Source organism: Mycoplasma sp. Z386 (genome assembly GCF_054343375.1).
Genome location: NZ_JBTGVC010000008.1, coordinates 16,139 through 37,498 on the forward strand (window position 1 = coordinate 16,139; position 21,360 = coordinate 37,498).

Genomic DNA, 21,360 nt, shown 5'->3' on the forward strand with positions numbered 1-21,360 from the left:
TTTTTAAAGAAAGGTATAAAATGAAAAAAATTGCTATAAATGGATTTGGTAGAATTGGTAGATTAGTTTTCAGAGCAATTCACAAATTACATAAAAATGATTTAGAAGTTGTTGCTATTAACGACTTAACAGATGCTAAAACATTAGCACACTTACTAAAATACGATTCAGCTCACGGAAGATTTGAAGGAACAGTAGAAGTTAAAAACGGAAACTTAGTAGTTGATGGAAAAGAAATTAAAATTTTAGCTGAAAGAAACCCAGAATTATTACCTTGAAAAGATTTAGGTATTGATGTTGTTGTTGAATCAACTGGATTCTTTACTTCAAAAGAAGGATCTGAAAAACACTTAACAGCAGGAGCTAAAAAAGTATTAATTTCTGCACCAGCTTCAGGAGATTTAAAAACTATAGTTTACAATGTTAACCACGACATTTTAACAAAAGATGACAAAGTTGTTTCAGCAGCTTCATGTACAACAAACGCTTTAGCACCAGTTGTTCACTTTTTAGATAAACACTTTGGAATTGAACGTGGATACATGTCAACAATTCACGCTTATACAGCAGATCAAAGATTACAAGATGCACCTCACTCAGACTTAAGAAGAGCAAGAGCTGCAGCTATTAACATCGTTCCTTCTTCAACAGGAGCAGCAAAAGCTATTGGATTAGTAGTTCCTTCATTAAAAGGAAAATTAGACGGTATTGCTTTAAGAGTTCCAACAATTACAGGATCATTTGTTGATTTAGTAGTTGAACTTAAAAAAGATGCAACAGCAGAAGAAATTAACTCAGTTATGAAATCACATTCAAGTGAATCATTTGGTTATACAGATGAACCAATCGTTTCTTCAGACATTATTGGAGCAACAGAAGGATCAATTTTCGATGCAACTTTAACAAAAGTATTAACAGTTGATGGAAAAAATCTTTACAAAATTTACACATGATACGATAATGAATCATCATATGTAAACCAATATGTAAGAGTATTAAAATTATTATCTTCATTATAATAATTATTCTTAATAGATGCATTGAAAAATGCATCTATTTTTTTATTTGTTTTTAATAAATAAACTTTAAAATAAAGTAAAATAATAATAGAAATTAGTGTTAAAAAAATCAATAGAATTAAAAATACAAAACAACAATAATAAAATTATAAAGGAGAAACATCTATGAAATTTTTGGATTTATGTTCTGGAATAGGTGGAGGCAGACTGGGATTAGAATTAAATGGATTACAATGCATAGGACATTCAGAAATAGAAGAAAATACAGCTGAAACATATAAATTACTATTTAATGATGATAAAAATTTTGGAGACTTAACTAAAATTAAAGCAAGAGATTTGCCAGATTTTGATTTTGTGATTGCAGGTTTTCCTTGTCAAACTTTTTCTATAGTAGGTAAAAGAGAAGGTTTAGAAGATGAAAGAGGTCAAATAATTTATCATATTATTAGAATTTTAAAAGAAAAACAAACAAAATATTTTATTTTGGAAAATGTTAAAGGTTTAATAAATCATGATAAAGGAAAAACTTTTGAAATTATAAAAAATGAGTTACAAAATGCTGGTTACAACATTTTTTACAAAGTTTTAAATACTAAAGATTTTGGTATACCACATTCTAGAGAAAGAATATATATTGTAGGTTTTAAAAACAATTTAAACATTTTAAATTTTGAATTTCCACAAGAAAAAGAGAAAATATATAATTTTAATAATTTTATTGATAAAAATAATACTAATATACTTGAAACAAATAATAAAACTTTTTTAAAATATTTAGGTCATCCTTATAATCAAAATTTATATTCAATTAATGATATATTAAAATGAGAAAATACTGTAATTGATACAAGACAATCAGATTTAAGAAAATACAATGAAATATTTCCTACTTTAAGAAAAGGGAGACACGGTTTATTATACATACAAAATAAGCAAATTAAAAAACTTAATGGTTATGAAGCTTTGCTTTTGCAAGTTTTTCCAAAAGAAATAGTTGAAAAAGCTAAAAAAATGAACTTAAATAATAATAAACTCCTTTCACAAGCAGGAAATGCAATGACAGTAACTGTAATTCAAAAAATTGCTTCTAAAATGCTTACAATAATAAGAGAAAGAGAAAAAGATGGAAAATAAAAATAATACAATGGATAAAACAAAAACTAAGACTATTCCTTTTGTTAAATGAGCAGGTGGAAAAAGGCAGATTATAGAAAAAATACAAGAAAAATTACCAAAAACAATAAATAGATATTTTGAACCTTTTGTTGGTGGAGGTGCTGTTCTTTTTTCTATTGAAGCAAAGGAATATTATATTAATGATATCAATAGTTCTTTAATAAATGCTTATATTCAAATAAAAGAAAATCCAGATTTAGTTATATCTAATCTTGAAAAATTAGATAAAACCTTTATAACAAAAGGTGATTACTATTTAATTAGAGAAAAATATAATGAAAAAATTAAAAATAAAGAATTTGATGTAGAATTAGCAACATTTTTTATTTATTTAAATAAAAGATGTTTTAATGGTTTATATAGAGTTAATTCTAAAGGAGAATTCAATGTTCCCTTTAATGGAAAAGAAAATTTTTCTTCTTTTTCTAAAGAAAATATAGTCAATATTTCTAATTTTTTGAATAAAAAAACAGAAATTATGAATTTTGATTTTGCAACAGTTTTAGAAAAAGCAAAAAAAGGAGATTTTATTTTCATAGATAGTCCATATGATTCTTTAGAAAATAAATCTTTTGATTCTTATACAGAAGCAGGATTTGATAAAGAAGAACACATTAGATTATCTCAAGTTGTAAAAGTTTTGGACAAAAAAGGTTGCTATATAATGTTAACTAACCATAATACGGATTTAATAAATGAATTATATAAGGATTTTAATAAAGAAATAATCAAAGTAAAAAGGTTAATTAATAGAGATAAAAATAAAAGAACAGGAGAAGAAATAATAATAACAAATTATTAATTTATGAATAGAATAGAACAATTTAAAAAGAATTTACTCAAAACAAATAGAAATTATTCTTTCTTTGTTAATTGAGAAAATATAAAAGACTACAAAATTTATTTACCTTTTTTAGATAAATTAGATATTTTAATAAAAAACAAGAATTTTGATCAAACATTCAAAATGATTTTAAAACAAAATCCAGAAGTTATTAAAGTTTTCCCATTGCTTATTGCTTTAAGTAAAAAAGAAAGAGAACTTTTTACAAAGACAAAAATCAATTTAGAAATAATTGATGAAGATATTAAAACTGAATGTTTTAATTTCAATTTTGACAATAAATTATCAGACTATGAAATAGAAAAATTTCTATTATTTTTCCATAAAACAGGATTAAAAAAGTTATTTTTGGATTTTTTACAAAATAGTGTAATTGATTATGTTTTAGGTATTTTAGTAGGCTTAGATTCTAATGGAAGAAAAAATAGAAGTGGCAGTTGATTTGAAAAAAGGTGCTTTGATTCTTTGAAATTAATTTGTGATAAAAACAACATAATCCTATTTCAACAGCAAAATTTTAAGAATGTTCAGAATATAAATGATATGCATAAAATAGGAGATTTTCTTCTTCTGAAAAATGATAAAATGATTAATATTGAAGTGAATTTCTTTTTTAATAGCGGTTCAAAACCTATAGAAATAATAGATAGTTATATAAATAGAAATAAGGAATTAAAAAATAATAAAGTAGCTTTTATTTTAATAACTGACGGACCATTTTGAAGTAAAAATGCCGATTTTTTATTAGAAAAAATGGAAGGAAAAATAAATTATTTTAATTTTTCAGAAATAGAAAGTCAATATTTTGAAAAATTATTATTAGATTTTTTCAAAATTTAAAATTTATTTTACTCAAAAATAAACGTTTTTTTCTTTTTTTTACTGTTTAAAAAGAATAAAATGTTATATAATTTAAAATATTTATAGTTATCTATTTTAAAGAGGTGAAAATGGTTGAAGAATTAAGAAACCAACTTTTAGAAAAAATTTCTTTAATACCAGGAATTTATGGTTTTTGTAATATTAATACTGAAGCAAATGTTTTAGCTAAAGCTCTCAAAAGAGAAGAGTGAGAAAAATCAATTTTTATTATTAAAGGAAATAATGGCTTAAAAATTAATTTAGCCATAATTTTGTTATTTTCTGTTAGTGTTAAAACTGCAGTTGAAGAAATAAAATCAGTTATTGAATACCACTTACAAAAAAACGAACTAAAATTAGAAACTTTAAATATTCATATAAAGGGGATTAAGTAATATGAAAATTTTAAATGGTGAATTATATGCAAAAATGTTAATTTCAGGTGCTAACAATTTAGCTAATTCTAAAGAAAAAATAAATGCATTAAATGTTTTCCCTGTTCCAGATGGTGATACAGGTAGCAATATGGCTACTACAATTTCTGCAGGAGTTAAGAATATTTTAGAAACAAAAAGTACTAGAATTGATGAAATTTCACAAAAAATATCAAGAAATATGTTACTTGGAGCTAGAGGAAATTCTGGGGTTATTGTTTCTCAAATATTTAGAGGTTTTGCCGATTCATTTGCTAATAAGAAAGAAATTAATAGTTTTGAGTTAATTGAAGGATTTCGTAGTGCTACTTCTAAAGCATACTCTTCAGTTTTAAAACCGGTTGAAGGAACCATTTTAACAGTAATAAGAGAAGTTACTGAAAAATTAGAACAAACAATTACTCCTTCAACTAACATTAGTGAAATTTTTAAAATTGCAGTTGAACAATCTAAAATTAGTTGTAACAACACAAGAAACTTATTACCGGTTTTAAAAGAAGTTGGTGTTAATGATTCAGGTGGTGAAGGACTTCGTTTAATTTTAGAAGGGATGTACAAATTAACAATCAATGAACCAGTTGAATTAAGTGATGAACAAGTCAATATTTCTGATTTTGTTAGTGATACAGAAATTTATGAAGGTGAATTTGGATACTGTACTGAATTCATTATTGAATTAAAAAACCCTAAAACATTTTCTAAAGATAAAATCGTTAATGAAATTTCCAAAATGGCTACTTCATTAGTTGTAGTTAAAGATGAAGATTGAGTAAAAATTCACGGTCATGTTTTAAAACCAGGAATGCTTTTAAATGCTGCTCAAAAATATGGTGAATTTATTAAAATCAAATCCGAAAATATGACTATTCAAGCAAATGAATCTAAAAATATTGCAAATGATACTAAAAATACAGAAAAAAAATACAAATCCGGTTTAGTTTCATGTAATACAGGTCAGGGAATTATAAATGTAATGAAAGAAAACGGTGTTCACTTTATCATTGAAGGAGGACAAACAAATAATCCTTCAACAAATGACATCATTCAAGCTATTAATTCTATAAATGCTGAAACAGTTTTTATTTTACCAAACAATTCTAATATTATTTTAAGTGCTCAACAAGCTGTTCAAACCATTCAAGACAAAAAAGTTATTATAATTCCAACCAAAACACAAATACAAGGAATAAGTGCTTCTTTAAACTTTAATGAAGAATCAGATTGAGATGATAATAAAGAACTAATGGAAGATGCAATTAAAAGCGTAAGCACAGGAGAAGTAACGATTGCAAGTAGAGAAACCACTATGAATGGAATTAAAATTAAAGAAGGTGATTATTTAGCAATAGCAAATGGAAAAATTATTGCAACAGCTTCTAGTTACAACGATGCTGCTAAAAAAGTTATTGAATCTTTAATTAAAAGTAGCACTGAAATTGTTACCATTTACTACGGAACAGATTCTACAAAAAGCGATGCTAATGAAGTTTTAAATTACATTGAATCTAGATACGATGTAGAAGTAGAAATAAAAAATGGACAACAAAAAATTTATCATTACTTAATAGGAGTTGAATAATGAAAACAATTGCTTTTGATTTACTTGGAACAGATACACCTTTAAAAGAAAAAATAGTTGCTGTTAGTAAGTTTTTAGATGAAAATAGTGATTATAAAATCTTTTTAATAGGAGATGAAAAGGAAATTTTAAAACTTCTTAAAAATAAATATATAAAAAACAATCAAGTGGAAATCATTAACGAAATTAATGTTGCTAAAGCAAATGAGAATAATATGCGTGAAGTTTCTAAACAAACTACAAGTATGTCTGTTGCTTTAGATTTAGTGGCACAAAATCAAGCAAAAGCAGTTTTATCTGCTGGAGATTCTGGTACTTATTTAGGTATGGCAACTTTAAAAATCAAAAGACTTACAAATGTTGCAAGAGCAGCATTTATGCCAATGATTCCAACATTAATTGAAAATAAGTTCTTCTTACTTTTAGATTCAGGTGCTAATTTGATAGTAAAACCAGAATACTTTGTTCAATGAGGAATTATTTCAAGCATCTTTTATGAAAATTTATTTAAAGTTAAATCACCGAAAATTGGTTTGATTAATATAGGAACTGAAGACTATAAAGGTTATGATTATCACAAAGATGCTAACTTTTTATTAAAATCAAATCAAAGTCTTAATTATAAAGGTTTTATAGAAACAAGAGATCTTTTAAAAGGAGATATTGACATCGCTTTAGCTGATGGTTATGCAGGTAACATAACACTAAAAACGATGGAAGGTACGGTTTTAAATTTTTCTAAATTACTAAAAGAAAAATTAACCAAAAAACTTTTTAGAAAGATTTTTGCTTTATTTTTGAAAAGAGCATTTAAAGAAGTAAAAGAAAGATTTGATTATAGAAATGTTGGAGCAGCTTGAGTAATTGGTTTAAACGGAATAGTAATTAAATCACATGGTTCATCAGACGCAAAAGCATTTTTAGGAGCTCTTAATCAAATAAAAATAGCAATTGAAAGTGATGTTTTAGAAAAAACTAAAGAGGCTATTGCTTAAAGTGAAAAAAGTTGAAGAATTTTTAAAAAGCATTAATATAATACCAAATGATTTAAAACTTTTTATACAGGCTTTTACGCATAAATCATTTACAAATGAACATAAAAATGAAAAGAATTATGAACTTTTAGAATTTCTTGGTGATTCACTAATAAATTTTAAAAGTACATATTACATTTATCAAAAGTATAAGAATTTTAATGAAGGTGAAGCAACAATTAAAAGATCCCAAATTGTTGATACAAATTCGCTTTCATTGTTGTCTTTTGAATTAAAATTAAATGAATTATTAAGAATTTCTAAAGGAGCTATGGAAATTCTTAATAATAAAAAAACAAATGCTGATTTATTTGAAGCCTTAGTAGCGGCTATCTATTTAGATCAAGGAGATAAAGTTCTAGAAAATTTTCTTGAAAAAACTTTATACAAAACTATAAACAAATCGATTTTAGAAATAAAGAAAGATCCTAAATCTGAATTTCAAGAAATTTTACAATCGATAACAAAACATCCTGGAGAATACAGGGTTCAAAAAATAGGCGAAGAATTTTATGCTGAATTACATTATGATGGTAAAATTTTTGGAAAAGGAAAAGGAAAAAATAAGAAAAATGCAGAAATAGCAGCAGCTAAAGATGCATTGAGTACTTTTAAAAAGAGGTAATTATGAAATTAATAAAAGTTGAAGCACAAGGTTTTAAATCATTTGCTGATAAAGTGGTTTTAAATTTTGATGGTGGAGTTGTTGGAATTGTTGGTCCAAATGGTTCAGGTAAATCTAACATCAATGATGCTATTAGATGAGTATTAGGAGAACAATCTTCTAAAGCCCTTAGGGGAGATAGTATGGAGGATGTGATTTTTGCTGGTTCTAAGACAGTAAAAGAATTAGACAAAGCAGAAGTTATTTTAACCTTTGATAATAGTGATAAAGCAGTTTCTGTTCCACACGATATTTTCACCATTTCTAGGGTTTTACATAGAGGAAAAGGTGGAAATGAGTATTATATCAATGGAGAATTAGCAAGATTTAAAGACATTAAAGAAATTGCTATGGAATCTGGGATTTCCAAATCATCATTAGCGATTATTTCTCAAGGAACAATTAGTGATATTGCTGAAGCTTCACCAGAACATAGAAGAGGTATTATTGAAGAAGCTGCAGGAACTTCAAAATATAAAGCTAGAAAAGTTGAAGCATTAAGAAAATTAGAAACAACTGAAGAAGCTTTGGATAAAGTTAGAACAATTATTGCTGAACTTGAAAAAAGATTAATTCCATTAAAAAAACAAGCTGAAAAAGCAAAAATTTTTATTGAAAAATCAGCTGAATTAAAATCTGTAGAAGTTGGTCTTCTTGTTGAAGATCTTAAGTTTTTTACAGATAAAATGGGATTTTTAAAACAAGAATTAACTAATATAATGGAAAAAAGAGATGATTTAGAATCAAAATTATCTTTATACTCAACTACAATTAATGAAAATACTAATCAAAAATTAAAATTAGAAACAGAAGCAGATCAATTACAAAATGATTTAACTAAAGTTGAAAATGAAATACATCAATTAGAATTAAGACAATCAAAAATAACACAAAGAAGACAAGATATTATTAATGGAGATATTAAAGCAACTCCAGAAGAACAAATCGCTAGTTTAAAAGAAGAAATTGCAGAAATACACGCAAGAATTGGGCATTTCCGTAGTTCAGAACAAAAAACAGAAGAAACTATTTCTCAAAGTTCAAACGAATTAACTAATATCGAAAAAGAACTTTATAGAGTGGCTTCTGAAAAAAATTCTTCATACAATAAACACGAAAGTGCTAAAACTAAATTAAGAATTTTAGAAGAGCACAAAAACAATAAAACCAATTTATTTAAAGGTACAAAAACTATTGTTGAAAACAAAACTTTATTTGGTAAAGGATTCAAAGGAACAGTTTTTGACTTAATAAAAGCTGAAAAAGAATTTGCACCAGCAATTGAAGCAATTCTTAAAAGTGCATTGCAACACATTGTTGTTGATGTTCCTGAAACAGCAGTTAAAGCAGTTAACTTTTTAAAAGAAAATAATGGTGGTAAGGCTACTTTCATTCCTTTAACATCTATACAACCTAAAGAAATGAAACAAGAACACAAAGTTGCTTTACAAACACAACCTGGATTTGTTGCAATTGCTTCAGAACTTGTTGACACAGATAAAGAATTTTTTAAACTAAGAGACTTTTTACTTGGTAATATAGTTGTAGCAAAAACCATTGAAGATGCCAATAAATTATCCAAACTTTTACAACTTAAATATTTGGTTGTATCGCTAGATGGAGACATTATTAGAGTTGGTGGAGTTATTTCTGGTGGAGCAAAAGAAGAAACAGATAATAGTTTAATGCAACTTGATGATAACATTAATGAATTAAAGAAAATAATTCCTTTATTATTAAAGAAAAAAGAAGAGTTCGAACAAAAAGAAGTAGAATTAAAAAATAAAAAAGAAGAATTAATTTCTACAATTAATGAATGAAAAAATGAACTTGCTAACACAAAACAAAAAAGAGTAGATTTAACAGATAAATACGATTTTTTAAGAGCAAAATATGAATCAGTAAGTTCTGAAGCGCTTGAAATTTCAAAAACAGATGAAATTAGTAATAATCTTGTTGAATTAACAAACCAAAAAAACGAAATGGCAGCAAATCTTAGAATTAAAAAAACAAGAATTGCTTCTCTTGCAAATGAACTTTTACCTTATATTAATCAAAAAAATGAAGTTGAAAAAGAACTTTATGAATTAAGTAAAGTAAATGCTCAGCATGAAAATGATAAAAATAAAGTTGAAATGGTTTTAACTGAAAGTCAAAGAAGATTAACAGAACATTATCAATTAACTTTAGAAACTGCACAAAATAATTTCAAACTTGAAATGGAAATTGAAAATGCCAGAACTCTTGTTAATGCTTTAAAAGAAGAAATAAAACAATTAGGAAATGTTAATTTGGATTCTATAGAAGAGTGTGAAGAAGTTGAAGAAAGATTCACAAACTTAAAAGATAATGAAGAAGAATTAAATGATGCTAAAAACACAATTCTTGAAGCTATTAGTGAAATGGATAAAATCATTGTTAATAAAATTCAAGAAACTGTTAACATTGTTAATAATGAGTTTAGATTTGTATTTCAAACAATGTTTGGTGGTGGAGATGCACAAATCCAATATACAGATCCACAAAATATTTTAGAAACAGGAATTGATATCATAGCTCAACCACCAGGTAAATCAGTTAAAAATTTAAAACTGTTTTCAGGTGGAGAAAAAGCAATTATTGCAATTTCCTTATTATTTGCAATAATTAAAGCTAAACCTATTCCATTATGTATTTTGGACGAAGTAGAAGCAGCACTTGACGAAGCTAATGTTATTCGTTATGCAGAATTTTTACAGTCATTAAAAGAAAAAACACAATTTATAGTTATTACTCACCGTCACGGAACAATGACTAAAGTAGACCACTTATTTGGAGCAACTATGCAAAAACGTGGTGTTACATCATTCTTTAGTGTTGAACTTGCAAAAGCAAAAGAAATGATTCAAGATGGTGGAGAACAATAAAAATTAAAATACCATTAATTTGGTATTTTATTTTGCTGATATTATATTTAATATAACAAATATCATACATTAAATTTTAAAAAATTTTAAAAATGTTATAAAATATAATTATATTAAAATCAAAAAAGAGGAAAAATGATGGAATATAAAGGAAATTATGAAATTGTAAATAAAAATGTACAAAGAATTGATGAAAGAGTTTCTAAAAAAATAAGTTCGCAAGGAATTTTTAAAAAAGATAACTTCTTCTTTTTTAGAATTTGAATACCAGATGTGGCTGAAGTTTATGTTGAAATATTTAATAAAAATGAAAGAATGCAAAAGATTACTACAATCGGTTGCAAAAGAAATAATGATTTATGAACAGGAAAAATTTCTGAAATTTATGAAGGATATTATTATTTATTTAAAATAAAAAGAACTAAAGATCAACCTTTTGAATATATTTTTGATCCATATGCTAAAGTTTTTGCACCTTTTGATTGAGAAGGAACAACTCAAAAAATCCCTTTAGCTGTAATTGTTGATTGAGAAAAAACATTAGTTGAAGAAATAGAAACTATCCCTTTAAAAACTAATTTAAATAATGGTGTTGATCCTTTAATTTATGAATTACATATTAGAGATTTTACTTCACTTTTAGATCAAAATAACTTTAAGAATCGTTTAGGAACATTTAATGCTGCTTTGGAAAATAATATTTTTGAATACTTAAAAGATTTAGGAATAACTCATTTACAACTTCTACCTATTCAATCTATTTATACATTAAGTGATAAAAACTTAAACATTTTAAATAAAAATGAAGGAACAGGATGAACAACCAATTATAACTGAGGTTATGATCCTTTAAATTACTTTTCAATTGCTGGATGATACTCATCCGATCCTAAGGTTCCTTATGCAAGATTAAGAGAATTTAAACACTTTGTAAATGAAGCACATAAAAATGGTATAGCAATAATAATGGACGTTGTTTTTAACCATATGATGATTAATGATTTATTAGAAACAATAACTCCAAATTATTATTTTAGAAATAATTCTGAAGTTTTTCCTGTTGATTTACCAGCTCTAAATAGTGAAGCAAAAATGGTAAGAAAAATGATGATTGATTCTTTAGTATATTTTGCTAAATACTTTGGAGTAGATGGCTTTAGATTCGATTTATCAACTTTTATTGATAAAACAACTCTTTGCAAAATGCAAGATGAACTTAAAAAGATCAATAAAAATATTGTTTTACACGGAGAAGCATGACCTTTTAGTGATTTAAAATTTGAAAACTCTTTTACTAAAGGAGTAAATACCAATAGTATTAAGTTTGCTTATTTTAATGACACTATTAGAAACGCAATTAAAGGTGCTGATAGTATAGAAGATAATGAAAAAGGACTTATAACCAGTAATTACAGTAAGTTTAGTGATTTTCTTGTTTCAATTACGGGAAATATACAGAAATTTGATTATCCAAATTCAGAGTTTATCGAAAAAGATGCTTATTCAGTTTTTGCTAATGAGCCAAATATTACATTACAATATGCCGCTTGCCATGATGGTTTTACCCTTTGAGATAAAATAATAACCACTTCTAACTTGTCATTTAGCGAAAATATTAATTTATATAATCAAGCTTTAATGATGCAATTAACTTCACAAGGTAGACAATTGATTTTAGCAGGAACAGAATTATTACAAACAAAACCTCTAGATAAATCAGGACAACACGATAATAGATATTTAAAAATTTTAAATAATGATAATAATTTATCAAATGATAAAAATGATTTTGTTGTTGATAATTCATACAAAACAACAGACTACGTTAATGGTTTAAAATGAAATCATCTTCAAAATAGAAAAATTAAAGAAAAAGTTTATGATTTTCTTAAAAAACTTTTAAAATTTAGAAATAAAACAAAATATTTTAGACTACATACCGCAAAGGAAATAAATAGAAAATTAAAATATAAAGAAATAAGAGAAAATTTTGTTGTTTTTTCAGTAAAAGAAAAAACAAACAAAGCAATAGTTATTCATAATTTTAATGACCACCCAGAACATTTTGATTATAATAAATATAAATTAGTTTTATCTTCAAGACACATATCTTTAAAAGATAAAAAAGAAAATATAGTACCAGCAAAAACATCTATAATTTTAGAAAACAAATAAAAATATTTATAATTCTATATATGGTGAAAAAATAAGAGAAAAATATTAGTCAAATGCCCAATTATAGGGCATTTTTATTTATTCTCAAATAAGATATAACATTTGATATTATTTGAATTTTTGAAAAATGATAAAAAAATTTTTTTATTTTTATTTTAGTAGTAAAATAATAGAGATTATACACAAAATAATGGAGTGAAAAATGAAAGATAATTTACAAAAATGAGGGGAAAAAGTAATATATCAAATTTTCCCAAGATCTTTTAAAGATTCAAACAATGACGGAAACGGTGATTTAAAAGGAATTGTTTCTAAACTAGATTATTTATCAGAACTTGGAGTAGATGCAATTTGACTTTGTCCAATTTATGACACAGAGTTTGCAGATGCAGGTTATGATGTTTTGGATTACAAAAAAATATGATCAGTTTTTGGAACAATGGAAGATTTTAAAGAATTGGTTTCTAAAGCAAAAGAAAAAAACATTGAAATAATTATGGATATTGTTTTAAACCACACTTCAAACAAACATCAATGATTTTTAAAAGCTATTGAATCAGAGAAAAACCAAGAACACAATTATTACATTTGAACAGATAAACCAGGAAAAGAAGAATCAATTTTTGGTGGTAGTGCATGACAATATGTACCTTCTTTAAATAAATATTATTTCCATTTATTTGCTAAAGAACAAGTGGATTTAAATTGAGAATCAGAATTTACTATTAATGCTATGGTAGATGTTATTGATTTTTGATATAAATTAGGGGTAAGGGGATTTAGATTAGACGCTATTCAACATGTTCATAAAGAAATAAATAAGGGTAAATTTAAACATTCATTTGGTTCAAAAATGGTTCAATATTTACAAAAATTTTTAAACAAAATTTATGAAACAAAAAATGATGTTTTCTTTATTGGTGAAGCATCTGGAATTCAACCAGATACAGCATTAAAATACGGAAAAGGTAAAGAAAAAATAGCAGATAACTTCTATAATTTTGGTTCATGATGAATTGGTTGAGGAAAACAAACAGGAAGAAATGGTTATGATGCAAATTGAAATACTAATGATTTTGCAAATTCTTCAATTCTTGAATATCAAAACAATTCTGAAATCAAAAATTATATGATTACTAACTTTAGTTCATCACATGATACAGCTAGATCTATTTCAAGATGAGGTGATGAAAATCTTTATTGAAAAGAATCAGCAAAATCATTTGCTCTTTACCAATTCTCTTTAAAGGGAATCCAAACAATTTTATATGGAGAAGAAATTGGACTAAAAAATCCTGTTTTTAATTGCAGACATGAATTCAGAGATGTAGATGCTTTAAATGCTTACAGAATTTTTGTTGATGAACAAAAATTATATACAGAACAAGAAATGACAAGATTTCACAATATAAACAGTAGAGATAATTCAAGAGTACCGATGGTTTGAGATAAAACTGAAAACTTTGGATTTAATAAAGGAACTAAAACTTGAATTAAAAAATCAGGTTATTATAGAGAATCTTCTGTTGCTGAACAAGAACAAAGAAGTGATTCAATTTTAAATTTTTATAAATCAATTATTCAATTAAGAAAAAAATATAAAGAAATTTTAATTAGCGGAAATTCAAAAATGAAATTATTAGATAATGGTGTTATTCAAATTGAAAGATTTGATGATTTTAATAACAAAATTATTTCATTGATAAATTTAACTAAAAAAGAATTAGATATAAATATTAAAAATATTTTAAATAAAGAAATTTTAATTAGTTCATATACAGATAAGAAAGGAATTAAGAATACTTTAAGACCGTATGAGTCTATTATGTTCTTAGAAAAATAAAATGGCTAAATTATTTTATGATACAAAAAATTTTATTATTAGTCAAACAGGTTTCGATCCACTTGTAACTAAAAAAACAGAGTCTATTTTTTCACAAGGTAATGGTTATTTAGGAATAAGAGCAGTTGATGAAGAAAGAAGTGTGTTTAACAAAGAAGATTTCTTTGTAAACGGAATTTTTAATCAAGGAGACAAAACAGAAGTTTCTGAAATTGCTAACTTAGCTGACTTAATTCAAACTTCTATTTATATTGATGATGAAATTTTTATGATCGATAAAAAAATGGAGTATACAAAGTCTTTAGATTTAAAAAACGGATTACTTTTTAGAGAAATTAAATTTTCTAAAAAATCCAAAAAATTTGTTTTAACTTTTAAGCGTGTTGTTTCACAAATAAATAAAAACATTTATGCTCAAGAAATAGAAATTAATCAAATAAGTGGAGAACCTTCAAAAATTAAAATTTTACCTTTAATTAATGGTCAAACAACAAACCATGGAATTCAACATTTTGATGAAGGTAAAAAAATCTTAATTGCTCCTTCACTTTTACAATATCAAGAACAAACAAATGAATCACAAAGATGAGTGATTCATAATATGAAAGTAAAAGCTTACTTAAATGGAAAATTATTAGAAAGCGGAAATGATGATTATGTTTTAAAAATGTCTCGTAGACAAGTGGGATACGAAATTAAAACAACCATTTCTACAGAAAAAAACTTTAGATTAGAAAAAATAATGTCAGTTTCTACTTCTGTTGATAAAGATCCAATATTAAGTTTTGATGAAGTTAAAGAAAATGCTAAAAATTTAAGTATTTTATTAGAAACACTAAAATTTTCGAATTTAGTAAAAGACAATAAGAAAGCATATGATGAAATTTATAAACAATTTGATGTTCAAATTGAAGGTGAAAAAGATGCTGAATATGATGCATTAGCACTAAAATTTGGAATTTATCATATGAATTCTTTTGTTCCCACACATTCTTCAAATATGTCAGTAGGAGCAAAAGGATTAACAGGTGAAGGATATCAAGGACATTGTTATTGAGATACTGAATTTTTCGTTGTTCCAAACTATTTATTTACTAAACCGGAAGTTGCAAGAAATCTTTTAGAATACCGTTACAAAGGAATTGAAGGAGCAAGAAGAAAAGCTGCAGAAAAAAATATGATTGGTGCTCAATATCCTTGAGAAATGGCTTGACCAACAGAAGGAGAAATGACACCTTATTGAGGGCAACCTGATGTAGTTACAGGAAAACAAGTTCCAATTGCTTCTAGAGAACAAGAAATTCACGTTCCAGGTGACATTGCTTTTGCTGTTGATCAATATTTCCAAGTAACTAATGATAAAGATTTTATGGTGCAAATGGGTTATGAAATGATTATTGATACTGCTATTTTCTGAACTTCTAGAGTTGAGAAAAAAGGGAAAGAATATCATATTAGCAATGTAATGGGACCAAATGAATATAAAGGTAACATAACAAATAATAACTTTATTAATTTAATTGCTAAAAGAAACTTAGAACTAGCTATTTTCTATATAGAAGAATTATCAAATACAAAGGAAAATCAGGCAATTTTAGATAAAATTGCAGCTAAATTACCTTATCAATGAGACTTGGAATTAATGAAAGATGTTAGAGATAATTTAGTACAACAATTACCAAATGAAAACAACATCATATGAGAAAATGATGAGTTCAAAAATCTTCCTTTAATTGATGTTACTCCTTTCCAATTATTAGGTGATGCAGGTAAAAAATTATTTAATACCACTGAAGGACACAAGAGATTAAGTTCTCAACTTGTAAAACAAGCAGATGTTGTTCTTTCTACATTTGTTTTAGGTGAACTATTTTCTAAAGAAGTAGCTGCAGCAAACTTTGATTATTATGAACCTATTACAACTCACGATTCATCTTTAAGTCCTACAACTTATGCAATTAAAGCTGTAGATTTAAGAAAAATGAACATTGCGTATAAATTATTTAAATATTCTTTAAATATTGATATGGGAACTAATTTTCATTCTGCAGATGCAGGAGTGCATGCAGGTTCATTAGCTGCAATTTGACAAAGTATTGTTTATGGATATGGAGGATTTAGGTTTTTAGATAAAAAAGTATTTATTGCTCCGATTTTACCTAAACAATGAACAAAATTAACTTATTCAATATTAGTAAAAAATACTAAATTAAAAGTAACTGTTAATAGAAAAGACTTTACAATTGAAAAACTTTCAGGTAACGATCTTGAAGTTTATGTAAATGAAAAACCAGTAATTATATCTAATAAAAAACAAAAATTTGAGGTTATTGAAAAATGATAAAAGGTTTAATTTTTGACTTAGATGGAGTTATAACAGAAACCGCTTCATTACACTATAAAGCTTGAAAAAATGAAGTAGCTAAAATTGGTTTAAATTACACAGAAGAACAAAATAGTTCTTTAAAAGGATTAAACAGAATTGATACTTTAAATGCTATTTTAAAACTTTTTAATGTTTCATTAAGTGAACAAGAAATAGTAACAATGGCTAATAATAAAAATGAATATTATAAAAAATTATTAGAAACAGACATTGATCAAAAAGATATTTTAGTTAATATTAAAGAATTTTTAAACACAGCAAAAGAAAAAGGATTAAAATTAGCAGTTGCTTCAAGCTCTTATAATGCTCCATTAATTTTAAGAAAAATTGGATTATTTGATTATTTTGATTTTATCGTTGATCCTGCAACAGTTTCTAAAGGAAAACCAAATCCAGAAATTTTTTTAAAAGCTGCACAAGGACTTAATTTAAAACCAGAAGAAACAATTGGTTTTGAAGACGCAATTGCCGGTGTTCAAGGTTTAAAAGATGCTAATATTCATACAGTAGCTATCACACATAACGAAAAAGAAAATTGAAGTATTGCAGATAAAATAGTTTCATCAACTGCAGAACTTAATTTAGAAGAATTACTTGAATTATTTAATTAAATAAATTAATTAATTTTCAATAAATTTATTTTCATAGAGACATAAATGTAGATATCTAATTTATGTCTTTTTTTAATTTAGTAAATTTAAATTTAATTATTCAAGACAATAAAGCAAACAGAAATTTTGAAAATTTTAAAGCCTAATTGTTTAAAATTAAAACTAAATCTTTAATTTTAATGAATATTAGCTCAAATATTTCTGTTTACACGGTAAAAACCCTATATTTTGCTTTTTTAATGTATAATATTATAAGTTATGAAAACACAAAAATATAAGGAATTATTAAACCCAAAATTTAATATCTATAATATATATATATATATATAGAACTTTCTTATTAATTTTTTTATTATTCTTGTTTTTAATTTTATAAAAAACGATTTTAAAAGTAATTTTAAAGTTGTTTTTTCGTTATTTAAAAAGGATTAATATTTTAAAAAATATTTAAATAAATCAAGATTAATATAAAGTAATAACTAATTTAAATAAAGTTTAAAAAGATTTAAATAAAAGAACCAATTAGATGAAGTATTATATTTTATCCCAAAAGAAATAAAACAAATAAAAGGAAAATTATGAAACGTTTATTATGCCAATTTAATAGAGACTTTGATAAAAAATTCTCTAAAACTTACCCATGAGTGTTAAAACACCCAAAACTAAAACACGGATTAGCTTTATTTAAAACAAGAAAAGAAGCTATGAACTGATTCTTAGCAGTAGGATATGAAAGTGCAATTTGATTCCAAACAGAAAAAAGAATCTTTGGTGGATTACTAATTATGGATAAAACTGAAGATGGTTTTGAATTTGAATTAAACACAGAAAAATTTGATGGAGATATCAAGTATGAAGAAGCAATGGAAGAATTTTACATCTTCCCAACTTCAAGATTAAGAAATCAAGAACAAGCAGATCAATTCTTAAAAGAAATAGTTGATTACAAAATTCTTGCTGATCACAAAACATACTTCCCAGCAAATGATGATTACATTCCAGAAAGAAAACTTTCAAGCAAAGATAGAGAAATAGAAAGATTAAACAGACAAATGGCCGATCTTGAAGAATTATTTAAAAATTCTAATGGATCTTATGCAAAAGAAATTGCTGTTTTAATGGAAAAATTAAGAGACAGCAATTCTGATAAAGAAGCTTTAAGAAAAGAAATTGAAAACTTAAAGAAAAAAATTCTTGAATCTTTAGATAAAGAACCAGAAAAAGTTATTGTTGAAAAAGAGAAACCTGTTTTTGTAGAAAAAGAAGTAGTTAAGGAAGTTGTAAAAGAAGTTCCAGTATATATTGAAAAAGAAGTAGTTAAGGAAGTAGTTAAAGAAGTTCCAGTATATATTGAAAAAGAAGTGGTAAATGAAGTAGTTAAAGAAGTTTATATTAACGAAGATAAAAAAGAACCAACAAAATACTCAAACTTCTATAATCTAGCTCCTTCAAAACAACTTGAAGCATTAGCAGTATATTCACAAAAACTTGAAAAAATTGCTTCTTCTTATGATGAAACAATGATTACATCAACTCAAGACAATAACCAAATCAAAAGTGAATTAGATTTAGTATCTAAAGCATTAGAATCATTAGATCAAGCATTTAAAGATGATTATTCACAAAAACTATTACTTTTAGTTAAAAAAGCAACTAAAGAATCAAGTGATAAATTAATGGAAAAAATTAAAGTTTCAGAAGAGTTATTCTACTCAGATGAAAATGCAATTTACTATAAGAAAAATAAATTATCACACGAGTTGTCTTTCATCAATTATGAAAACAAACACATAGGATTTGTGGAAGAAAAGAATTATAAATATGGTGTTATTGAAAACTACAGTTTAAATAAATCACATTTCTTAGTATTTAAAAACAACGTAGTGCAAAAAGTAGAAAAATCAGATCAAAACTCTGCTTTAACAAGTGGTTGAACAAGAAGATCTATTTGAACAACAATTATTTATTGAATCGCATACATAATTTTATTTGTAGTAGTAATTATTCTTGCAATTCAAAGATAATATATAACTTATATTTTAAAGAATATTATTAAAAATAAAATAATAAAAAGAGAGGTAATTATGGCAAAACCAAATGTAAAAGTTCTAATAAGTGGATTAGCATTAACAGCACTTGCAACATCAATAGGAACAACTACAGCTGTTTTTTGAAACAGTAAAAATAATAATCAAAGTGATTATACAAAAGCAAAAGCCGAAGCTAATTTAGAAGCAGATAAACTACTTGATGAAAATAAGAAATCCAAATATAAACAAAGAATTAATTCAGCAACTACAATTGAAGAAATTAATACGATTAAAAAGGAAATATCCATAGATTTGGAAAATGAACTCGAAGTTTTAAAATCACAAGCTAAAAGAGAAATAGTAAAAATAATTGATGAAACTACAAAAGCAGATTTAAATAATCAATTAAATAATGCTACTTCTAGAGATGAAATTAACTTAATAATAAATAAGGCAAAAGCAAAACAACAAGAAGAATTAAATGAAGAGAAAAGAAAGAATCATCTTCGAGCAGATAAAATTCAAGACAATGATATTAAAACAAATCTTAAATCAAAAGTTGATTCAGCAACAACTCTTGAAGAATTAAATAAAGTAAAACAAGAAATTGAAAAACAATTGGCTAAAGAATTAGCAATTGCTAAAAAAGAAGCAGAAGCAGAAATTGCTAAGTTAACTAATGAAACAAAAAAAGAAGAGTTAACAAATGAGTTAATATCTGCAAATACTATTGATGAAGTTAAAGTTATTAAATCCAAAGCAATAAATGAACAGGAAAAAGAACAGGTTCGTATAATTGCAAAAAATGAAATTAATAAGTTAGCAGAAGGAGAAGAAAAAACTAATTTATTAAATATTGTTAATAATTATAATTCAACTTTGAAAGAGATTACTGAAGCTAAAGAAACTGCACAAAATTCACTTGCAACTTCATTAAATGAAGCGAGAACATCTATTATTAAACTAGTAGGACATAGTGAGTATGATTTTTTGAACCAACAAATTGAAACTAATAAAGAAAATCAAGCAGAGTTGAAAAAAATCATAAATGAATCAAATGTCAAATTTAACGAAAAAGTACAGGAAGTTAGAGAAGTTATTGATAGTATAGAAGGTAGTGAAGTAGAAGAGAATTCTGAGTTCAAAGCTAAAAAAGAAGAGTTAATTAATAAACTTTCTTTAGCACCTAATGTAACTAAATTAGAAGAAATTAAAAATGAAGCAACAGAAACTAGAGAGAAACAAAAAGATAGATTAATAAAATCTTATAAACCTAAACTTTTACATTTAATTTATAAGAATTTAAGAGAAGGAAGTGAAGCTAAAAATCAATTTTCTAACACTGTAAATTCAGCAACTACTTTTGATGAACTAAAAACAATATCAGATAAAGTAAATAAAATTATTGAAGATCTTATACAAAAAGCAAGAAAAACAATTCTTATACTAGAAGGAGATGACTATGAAATAGCAAAAGCCAATGAAATTCTCGATAGTAAAGACACAAGAGGTGCAAATTTTCAAGAGTATGTAGAAGATCACATAATAAAATATGCTATTTCTTATGTTGAAAGCAAAAGAAGTGATGCTATATATGAAGTAGAACATGTAATTTTCGAAAGAAGACAATACTATTTAGAAGCTTTAAGAAGCAAGGAAACAAAAACTATTGCAAAAATAAATGCACTTAAAGAACAAGCATTAGAAGAAGCACGATTAGAAAACGAAAAGCAACAAAATAACCCAAGTTAAAAATTTGAGAATATAAATATTACTTTTTAATCCTATAAATCAT

Annotated in this window: 15 protein-coding genes; all 15 read left to right on the forward strand. The window is 25.3% G+C overall.

Features of this window, described 5'->3' with window-relative positions; genetic code table 4:
- The first annotated feature begins 20 nt into the window (after window positions 1-20).
- Entirely contained in the window at window positions 21-1,019 is a 999-nt protein-coding gene (gene gap / locus ACXX85_RS01735) for a type I glyceraldehyde-3-phosphate dehydrogenase (RefSeq protein WP_436358954.1), read from the forward strand.
- 165 nt (window positions 1,020-1,184) lie between these two features.
- On the forward strand, window positions 1,185-2,156 hold the full coding sequence (dcm, locus tag ACXX85_RS01740) for a DNA (cytosine-5-)-methyltransferase (protein WP_458560467.1): 972 nt from the start codon (window positions 1,185-1,187) through the stop codon (window positions 2,154-2,156).
- Window positions 2,146-3,000: a DNA adenine methylase gene (locus ACXX85_RS01745; protein WP_458560468.1), complete on the forward strand. Its 855-nt coding sequence runs from the start codon at window positions 2,146-2,148 to the stop codon at window positions 2,998-3,000. Before dcm ends, ACXX85_RS01745 begins: the two co-directional genes overlap by 11 nt.
- A gap of 3 nt (window positions 3,001-3,003) precedes the next feature.
- Entirely contained in the window at window positions 3,004-3,882 is an 879-nt protein-coding gene (locus ACXX85_RS01750) for a DpnII family type II restriction endonuclease (RefSeq protein WP_436358957.1), read from the forward strand.
- Window positions 3,883-3,992: 110 nt separating this feature from the next.
- Window positions 3,993-4,298 carry an Asp23/Gls24 family envelope stress response protein gene (locus tag ACXX85_RS01755; protein WP_436358958.1) on the forward strand — a complete coding sequence of 102 codons (306 nt, stop codon included), beginning with the start codon at window positions 3,993-3,995 and terminating at the stop codon, window positions 4,296-4,298.
- Between the two features lies 1 nt (window position 4,299).
- The gene (locus ACXX85_RS01760) at window positions 4,300-5,916 is read left to right on the forward strand and encodes a DAK2 domain-containing protein (protein ID WP_458560469.1); all 1,617 of its coding nucleotides are present in this window, start codon (window positions 4,300-4,302) and stop codon (window positions 5,914-5,916) included.
- The gene (plsX, locus tag ACXX85_RS01765; protein WP_436358960.1) at window positions 5,916-6,911 is read left to right on the forward strand and encodes a phosphate acyltransferase PlsX; all 996 of its coding nucleotides are present in this window, start codon (window positions 5,916-5,918) and stop codon (window positions 6,909-6,911) included. The genes ACXX85_RS01760 and plsX overlap by 1 nt, the downstream gene beginning before the upstream one ends.
- 1 nt (window position 6,912) lies before the next feature.
- Window positions 6,913-7,575, forward strand: a complete 663-nt coding sequence (rnc, locus tag ACXX85_RS01770; protein WP_436358961.1) for a ribonuclease III — start codon at window positions 6,913-6,915, stop codon at window positions 7,573-7,575.
- A gap of 2 nt (window positions 7,576-7,577) precedes the next feature.
- Window positions 7,578-10,520 (forward strand): AAA family ATPase, encoded by a 2,943-nt coding sequence (locus tag ACXX85_RS01775; RefSeq protein WP_458560470.1) that lies wholly within the window; start codon window positions 7,578-7,580, stop codon window positions 10,518-10,520.
- A 138-nt stretch (window positions 10,521-10,658) separates the two neighbouring features.
- On the forward strand, window positions 10,659-12,695 hold the full coding sequence (locus ACXX85_RS01780; protein WP_458560471.1) for an alpha-amylase family glycosyl hydrolase: 2,037 nt from the start codon (window positions 10,659-10,661) through the stop codon (window positions 12,693-12,695).
- Window positions 12,696-12,897: 202 nt separating this feature from the next.
- Window positions 12,898-14,538 (forward strand): alpha-amylase family glycosyl hydrolase, encoded by a 1,641-nt coding sequence (locus tag ACXX85_RS01785; RefSeq protein WP_436358964.1) that lies wholly within the window; start codon window positions 12,898-12,900, stop codon window positions 14,536-14,538.
- Between the two features lies 1 nt (window position 14,539).
- Complete coding sequence (locus ACXX85_RS01790) at window positions 14,540-16,882, forward strand: glycosyl hydrolase family 65 protein (RefSeq protein WP_458560472.1); 2,343 nt, start codon at window positions 14,540-14,542, stop codon at window positions 16,880-16,882.
- On the forward strand, window positions 16,876-17,535 hold the full coding sequence (gene pgmB, locus ACXX85_RS01795) for a beta-phosphoglucomutase (protein ID WP_458559235.1): 660 nt from the start codon (window positions 16,876-16,878) through the stop codon (window positions 17,533-17,535). Before ACXX85_RS01790 ends, pgmB begins: the two co-directional genes overlap by 7 nt.
- A 578-nt stretch (window positions 17,536-18,113) precedes the next feature.
- Window positions 18,114-19,559, forward strand: a complete 1,446-nt coding sequence (locus ACXX85_RS01800) for an MAG3090 family protein (protein WP_458560473.1) — start codon at window positions 18,114-18,116, stop codon at window positions 19,557-19,559.
- Window positions 19,560-19,619: 60 nt separating this feature from the next.
- Window positions 19,620-21,317, forward strand: coding sequence for a hypothetical protein (locus tag ACXX85_RS01805; protein ID WP_458560474.1), 1,698 nt, complete (start codon window positions 19,620-19,622; stop codon window positions 21,315-21,317).
- Window positions 21,318-21,360 lie beyond the last annotated feature (43 nt).